Origin of the sequence: Pyrococcus sp., assembly GCF_030153625.1 — an archaeon.
Taxonomy (GTDB): domain Archaea; phylum Methanobacteriota_B; class Thermococci; order Thermococcales; family Thermococcaceae; genus Pyrococcus; species Pyrococcus furiosus.
Genome location: NZ_JASKLM010000070.1, coordinates 1 through 6,566 on the forward strand (window position 1 = coordinate 1; position 6,566 = coordinate 6,566).

Here is a 6,566-nt window from a genome sequence, read left to right on the forward strand (position 1 = left end):
GCAGCAGGGGCCAAGGGTGGGGGTGTTCACCCATTAAAGGGGAACGTGAGCTGGGTTTAGACCGTCGTGAGACAGGTCGGATGCTATCTACCGGGGGTGTTGGCCGCCTGAGGGGAAGGTGCCCCTAGTACGAGAGGAACAGGGTGCCGCGGCCTCTGGTCTACCGGTTGTCCTCCCGGGCATCGCCGGGCAGCTACGCCGCAGCCGATAAGGCCTGAAAGCATCTAAGGCCGAAGCGGCCCCCGAAAATAGGCGGCCGTTCCCTGGCGCTTGGGCCTGGGCGACCGGCCCATTGCCAGGGACGAGGGCTCGGGTAGAAGACCCGGTTGATGGGGCGGGGATGTAAGCGGGAAGGGCCAACCGACCCGCTTAGTCTGCCGCTCCCAATCGCCCGAGGTCCTGCCCCTCGAAGGAGGGGCCAGGCACTTGACAGGCCACCCGCCTATGCACGGCCCATTAATTGCCTATTCTGCAAAAGTTTATTAGTAAAAATTCTGATATTCACTTTTGGTGATATAGGTGAAGATGAACTATCGGTATCCTCCAAGATATGGTCCAGAGTGGGGAAGTGGAGGAATATACGGTCTAAGGTTCCATAATGGAACACTTTACTTTACATTAGCCTTTGAGGGAGAAGCACACTTTATAGCAGAGGATTTTCACAAAATTTACGAGTTTGAGCTTGTGGGTTCAAGACCCACTTCTGGTGGCGATACCTATAATGCAGTAGAAGTTGTTGACGAATACATCTACTTTGGTGGCTGGGTTCATGCTCCGGCAAAATATAAAGGAAAAGGAGAAGGAAAAGCCACAATTGATTTCTCTAACAAATACTCTCATGTTCATGAATACGACACCGAAAACCAGGAAGTTAGGCTTGTGTGGAAGGAATCAATTCACCATCCAACTGAGTGGGCAGGTGAGGTTAGTGACATAATATACAATCCCTATACGGATGAACTTCTATTAGCTAGGGAAGATGGGCACAAAAACTTGGGAGTGTATTCTTTGAGTAGGAATGGGAAGATAAGACTTCTCAATGATAGGCCAAGTGCTAAAGGATGCCAGATGCATGATCTTGCATTCTTTGGAATAGGGAAGAATTATAGGAAGGGATTAGAGGAAATTCATGCCTTTGATATGATAACTGAAAAGTGGGAAGTGTTTCCATTGGGAGAAAGTTTGGACGGAGGCAAGTATATCCAACCTCACCTTGGGGCAATGAGTTCAGTAAACAACAGAGTGTTTGCTTTTGTGAGAGGCGGGGTATTCGTTGGAAATCCACATAACGATGAACCGTTTAATTTTGTTAGATTGTTTGACTTCTATACATTCTATGCTCCGTTCAGAGTCAATGCCTTGCCTATTGGTGGTGGAATACTTGTAGGATTCAATGCTCATCACGATGCCTATTATAGGCCAAGAACCCAGGAAGAAATGATATATCACAAGTTTACAAATACAATCCCAGGGCCAAGTGTTTTAGTGTACTTTGCTCCTCCTATGGTCAAGATAGTGGGAGTGTTTGGAGCTAGAATAACTTCAATAGAGAAAGCAGATGGAAAAATATTGGTAGCTACAAATACAACTCCAAACGTTGGGGCATTAGATGCTACTCCTTTTGACACAGGAAACAAGGATATAGTTATTCTTCCTGAAAAGATACTTCAAGAGAAACCGCCTGCAGTTAGCTTTTCAGTTCCATTGGCTTTCCCGAGTGAAGGTAAGAGAATGGGAGCAGGAATCTTTGGTGGAATTCCTTTGGATGGGTACGAGAATGCTAGACTCATAATTAAGGCTTCAAGAGATAACCATCTGAAGGTTTACGAATATGATTTGGCTCTTCCTCTTAGAGAGGCTGACGTTGAAGAGTTTGACATTGAGAAGGGAAGAAACATCATTGATCTTAGGGCATTCTCTGGTATAGTCTCATTTGAACTTGAGAATGAAGACTTCAGTGGTGTTGCCAGAATAGAGCTCTGGTGATGTTGATGGAATTACTTATAGTTAGGGATAGAAGAATTGACTATGACGGCTCAGCAATTAGAAGCCATTGGGCTTATAGGAACTTTGGTCTCCTGGGAAATTCTTTAGTTGTTTTTAGAGGAAGCTGTAATGTAAAGATTGAAGAGATGGTTGACATTGAAGACTTAAGGCTGCAAAATGAAATTAAGAGTGATGACATGGTGCATTATATTATTGAGATCTTTGACTTTGTGAATCCTCTTTTTGCATCAACTCTCCAGAAACTCTTCATAGCCAAGCTTTGTGAAGTTCTTAGTGAGTATGGGATTAAGACGGAGAGGAAGGGGGATGATATCTACGTGAACGGAAAGAAGCTCAGCATATCAATTGCCACAATCTCTCCAGTCAGCGTGAAAATACACATTGGCATAAACGTTGAGGCTAGGGGGGTTCCAGAAGGTGTCGATGCTATAGGACTTAGAGAGCTTGGCATAACAGACGTTGAGGAGTTCATGGAGAGAACTGGTAGGGCTATTGTTGAGGAGTTCAACAAGGTAAAAAAGGACAGTCTTAAAGTAAGGTGGGTTCAGTAGAGGAAGTATAGCACTGAACCAATGAGAGGCACAGCAAGATTGTCATCTATCAATGGCTGATATTCAGCTAGTGTGAGTATGAATGCCCATCCCACTTTTTCTATTATACCCCCATCCAAGAACGCCATTGCTATTATTGTGGCAGTTGCTATATACCCCAAGCTTCCTGTCCAATGTTTTTTGAGCTTTACGTTGAAGCCATTTCGCCTGAAGTAGTAGTGTCTTATAATTCCAGTTACTCCATCGCTTATTGCCATAACGAGAAGCAAGGCAGATGCATAGTCTCTGGGGAATATGAATGTTATGAATGATGCCGAAAATGCAAAGAACACCTCTCCATAGTTTTGCTTTAACTGATACCAATGTAACTCCTTGTTTTTAATATGAGTTAGCAGTTGAGCAATACCAAAGAGGGCTGCTGCTGGACTAAAAATTTCTCTTGGGATTATTCCGTAATAGAAGAATAAGGCTGCAGGCACTATGCTGAGGTGTATAAGCTTTCTATTTATCCATGCCCAGTCAGGCCCAAGTTTCTTTGTTAGGGCTATAGTAATTATTATACAAGAAGCTCCAATTGTAACTCCTGCTACAGTCTCTAGCATGTATTCCACCAAGAAATTAAAAAGCTTTAAGGCTTAAAAACTGTTTTCTTAGCTTCGGTAATGTCCCCTTAGCTATAACCTTAAAAAAGGTAGTTTCCCAGCTACTCGTGGTGGTGAAGAATGGTTCACTGGGCTGACCACATGGCTGAAAAGATCATTAGGGAGAAAGGCGAGAAGGAGGAATATGTTGTTGAGAGTGGTATAACTCCAAGTGGTTACGTTCACGTGGGTAATTTTAGGGAGCTTTTCACTGCTTACATTGTTGGGCATGCATTAAGAGATAGGGGGTATAATGTTAGGCACATTCACATGTGGGATGATTACGATCGTTTTAGAAAAGTTCCCAAGAATGTACCCCAAGAGTGGAAGGAGTACTTGGGGATTCCAGTTAGCGAAGTCCCTGATCCGTGGGGATGTCACGATAGCTATGCTGAACATTTTATGGAATTATTTGAGGAAGAAGTTGCGAAGCTTGAGATGGACGTTGAGTTCTTGAAGGCAAGTGAGCTTTACAAGAGGGGAGAATATGCAGAGGAAATTAGGAGGGCCTTTGAGGCTAGGGAGAAGATAATGAGTATACTTAACAAATATAGGGAAGTTGCTAAGCAGCCTCCCCTTCCTGAAAATTGGTGGCCTGCCATGGTGTACTGTCCAGAGCACAGAAAGGAGAGTGAGATAATAGATTGGGATGGAGAGTGGAAAGTAAAATATAGATGTCCTGAAGGTCATGAAGGGTGGACAGATATAAGGGATGGCAATGTAAAGCTTAGGTGGCGTGTTGATTGGCCAATGAGATGGGCACATTTTGGGGTTGATTTTGAGCCTGCAGGAAAAGATCACTTGGCTGCTGGTTCAAGTTATGATACAGGGAAAGAAATTATTAGGGAAGTCTATGGAAAAGAAGCCCCACTAACGTTAATGTATGAGTTCGTCGGAATTAAGGGACAGAAGGGAAAAATGAGCGGAAGTAAGGGTAACGTAATTCTATTATCTGACTTATATGAAGTCCTTGAACCTGGGCTTGTGAGGTTTATATATGCTAAGCACAGGCCAAACAAGGAGATAAGGATAGACCTTGGTCTAGGTCTTTTGAATTTGTACGACGAATTCGATAGGGTTGAGAGGATATACTTTGGAATTGAAAAAGGAAAGGGGGATGAAGAGGAGCTCAAGAGAACTTATGAACTCTCTGTCCCTAAAAAGCCAAAAAGGTTAGTAGCTCAAGCTCCATTTAGATTCTTAGCTGTACTCGTTCAACTACCCCATCTCTCTATTGAGGATATAATTTTCACATTGGTAAAGCAGGGGCATGTTCCTGAGAATCTCACCCAAGAGGACATAGATAGAATTAAGCTTAGGATAAAACTGGCCAAAAATTGGGTTGAGAAGTATGCACCAGAAGAAGTTAAATTTAAGATTCTCAGCGTTCCTGGAGTTTCAGAAGTTGATCCAACTATTAGGGAAGCTATGCTTGAAGTTGCAGAGTGGCTCGAATCGCATGAAGACTTTGCCGTTGATGAGCTTAACAACATCCTATTTGAGGTTGCCAAGAAGAGGAATATTCCGAGCAAAGTGTGGTTTTCCACATTGTACAAACTATTCATAGGTAAAGATAGAGGGCCAAAGCTAGCTAATTTCTTAGCTGCATTGGATAGGGAGTTTGTAGTTAGAAGGCTTAGGTTAGAAGGGTGAATTTTATGTTGAATGTTGCGGGAATTGGGGTTGAAATTAGGGGAGATTTAGATGATGGGTTTGAGGATGCTTTTCTCTCCACTTTTTCTAAAAGATACTTACCAGATGTCTCCATGAGGAAAAGTACTGTTAATGTTGTAATTAAGAGAAGAAAGGGCAAATCATTTCGAGTTTTTGGAGCTTTGTATGATAATCATGGAGTTGATGAATACATCATAGAATCTCCACCCCCTAAAGCTTATGAAAATGAGTCCCCAGTGTTTTTCCTACTTCAGGCCGTTGCTAGGGCCGGTGCAAAACTTGGAAAGATATTTCTGACAGACTCTGCTTCCATTCTAAAGGATAACGAGGGGATACTGTTTTTGGGATATCCGCACAGTGGAAAGAGTACATTATCCTCCCTAGCTTTGGCTGAAGGCTTCCCAGTTCTTAGCACGGAAAATACAGTTGTGGAAGTCAGGAATGGAAAACTTTACATAACTGGTGGGACAAGTGTTCTTGTTTATGATCCTGTAATAGAGGAAATTTATGGAGTGAAACTTCCTTATGATGAAGTCACTAGAAGTGGGTATAGAATAAAGAGTGTTGAGGATCCAAAGAGAGCAGAGATTTTGGGAAAAGGAGTTAAGGTAAGTCTTATAGTGGTTCTTCACTCTGCCTTCAATTGTAAGGGATTTAGCTTTTCTGAAGTTAAGGGAAGAAAAGTACGCAAGACGTTATGGTATTTCGCAACTTCACTGGTTAAAGGGGTAGACTATTACGAACCAAGGCCTTTAGATCTTCCTATAACTCCGGAGATTTGGGAGGAGCTTGAAAATTTCCTGAATGCAGCAGGCTCAGTAAGGATTATTGAAGCGTTTGGCAACCATAGAGAAATCTTACTTGGGATTATAAACGATGAGGTATGAATATCCCCCTACCTTTTCTTCAGCTTCTTTTGTGAAGTAAAGTTTTGCCAATAGCTCAACACCTGTTTTTCCCCAGATGTTGAATTCTACTCTGAATTCGTCGTCTTCACTTTTGAATTCAATTGTGGCGATTCTCTCGGAGGTATCAGTGGTTATTCTGTTAACCCAATACTTCTCTCCTATAACTAATCTTTCTTTTAAATTTGGCAAGAGCTCCCTTAAATCGGTAAAATATATCAGAAATCTTCCTTCGGGTTTTATGACACGTTTAACTTCTTTGAACACTTGGTTGAGTTCAGATGGGGTAAAGTGGAATATGCTGTCTATAAAGATCACATAATCAAAACTGTTATTTTCAAATGGGAGGTTTTTTGCATCCCCTACAACGAAGTTAACTTTTGAACTCCTTTTTTCGGCATACCTTTTTGCAGCTTCTATCATCTCAGGGTTATTGTCAAGTCCTACTACATCAAACCCTAGATCCTCCAAAAAGAATGAGAACCCTCCCACTCCACAGGCCAAATCTAGAACCTTTCCTCTGTTCTTGTTCATATACTTTATTAAAATTGGTCCCAGAGTTTCAACTCTACCCTTGTATTCTTTAGATTCAATTTTTGTGTATGTAGGGAATGCTCTGTAGTATTCTTTGAATCCCATCGTAATGTAAATCTACCTAAAAGTATTTTAAACTTAAGGAATTACAATAAATAACTGGGGCATCACCTCTTGAAGCCACTCAGTCACATCACCAGGCGGACAACCAAACCGAGAATGAAACCTAACAAAATTATACCAGAACGCAAACA

At 42.2% G+C, this 6,566-nt stretch carries 6 protein-coding genes and 1 rRNA gene; 5 read left to right on the plus strand and 2 right to left on the minus strand.

The genetic code is table 11. From position 1 onward, the window contains the following. The 3 genes from PWP39_RS09420 to PWP39_RS09430 form a co-directional block, all read left to right on the plus strand. A 23S ribosomal RNA gene (locus PWP39_RS09420) occupies nucleotides 1-407 on the plus strand; the annotation flags it as partial. A 118-nt stretch (nucleotides 408-525) separates the two neighbouring features. Beyond that, nucleotides 526-1,986 carry a DUF2139 domain-containing protein gene (locus tag PWP39_RS09425; RefSeq protein WP_288073559.1) on the plus strand — a complete coding sequence of 487 codons (1,461 nt, stop codon included), beginning with the start codon at nucleotides 526-528 and terminating at the stop codon, nucleotides 1,984-1,986. Between the two features lie 5 nt (nucleotides 1,987-1,991). Further along, complete coding sequence (locus tag PWP39_RS09430) at nucleotides 1,992-2,558, plus strand: DUF366 family protein (protein ID WP_288073555.1); 567 nt, start codon at nucleotides 1,992-1,994, stop codon at nucleotides 2,556-2,558. Here PWP39_RS09430 and PWP39_RS09435 read toward each other — a convergent pair. Next, complete coding sequence (locus PWP39_RS09435; RefSeq protein ID WP_288073556.1) at nucleotides 2,552-3,160, minus strand: diacylglycerol/polyprenol kinase family protein; 609 nt, start codon at nucleotides 3,158-3,160, stop codon at nucleotides 2,552-2,554. The genes PWP39_RS09430 and PWP39_RS09435 overlap by 7 nt on opposite strands. 120 nt (nucleotides 3,161-3,280) lie before the next feature. On the opposite strand from PWP39_RS09435, the gene lysS reads away from it, so the two are divergent. Continuing rightward, a complete protein-coding gene (lysS, locus tag PWP39_RS09440) occupies nucleotides 3,281-4,852 on the plus strand; it encodes a lysine--tRNA ligase (RefSeq protein ID WP_288073557.1) in 1,572 nt (523 codons plus the stop codon). Between the two features lie 5 nt (nucleotides 4,853-4,857). Further along, complete coding sequence (locus PWP39_RS09445) at nucleotides 4,858-5,760, plus strand: hypothetical protein (protein WP_011011249.1); 903 nt, start codon at nucleotides 4,858-4,860, stop codon at nucleotides 5,758-5,760. On the opposite strand, the gene PWP39_RS09450 is transcribed toward PWP39_RS09445, so the two are convergent. Then, nucleotides 5,731-6,417, minus strand: a complete 687-nt coding sequence (locus PWP39_RS09450; protein WP_011011250.1) for a class I SAM-dependent methyltransferase — start codon at nucleotides 6,415-6,417, stop codon at nucleotides 5,731-5,733. The genes PWP39_RS09445 and PWP39_RS09450 overlap by 30 nt on opposite strands. Between the last annotated feature and the right edge of the window lie 149 nt (nucleotides 6,418-6,566).

Coding starts and splice junctions, on each gene's coding strand:
- PWP39_RS09425 (WP_288073559.1), top strand. CDS start 526: ATGAACTATCGGTATCCTCCAAGATATGGTCCAGAGTGGGGAAGTGGA.
- PWP39_RS09430 (WP_288073555.1), top strand. CDS start 1,992: ATGGAATTACTTATAGTTAGGGATAGAAGAATTGACTATGACGGCTCA.
- PWP39_RS09435 (WP_288073556.1), bottom strand. CDS start 3,160: ATGCTAGAGACTGTAGCAGGAGTTACAATTGGAGCTTCTTGTATAATA.
- lysS (WP_288073557.1), top strand. CDS start 3,281: ATGGTTCACTGGGCTGACCACATGGCTGAAAAGATCATTAGGGAGAAA.
- PWP39_RS09445 (WP_011011249.1), top strand. CDS start 4,858: ATGTTGAATGTTGCGGGAATTGGGGTTGAAATTAGGGGAGATTTAGAT.
- PWP39_RS09450 (WP_011011250.1), bottom strand. CDS start 6,417: ATGGGATTCAAAGAATACTACAGAGCATTCCCTACATACACAAAAATT.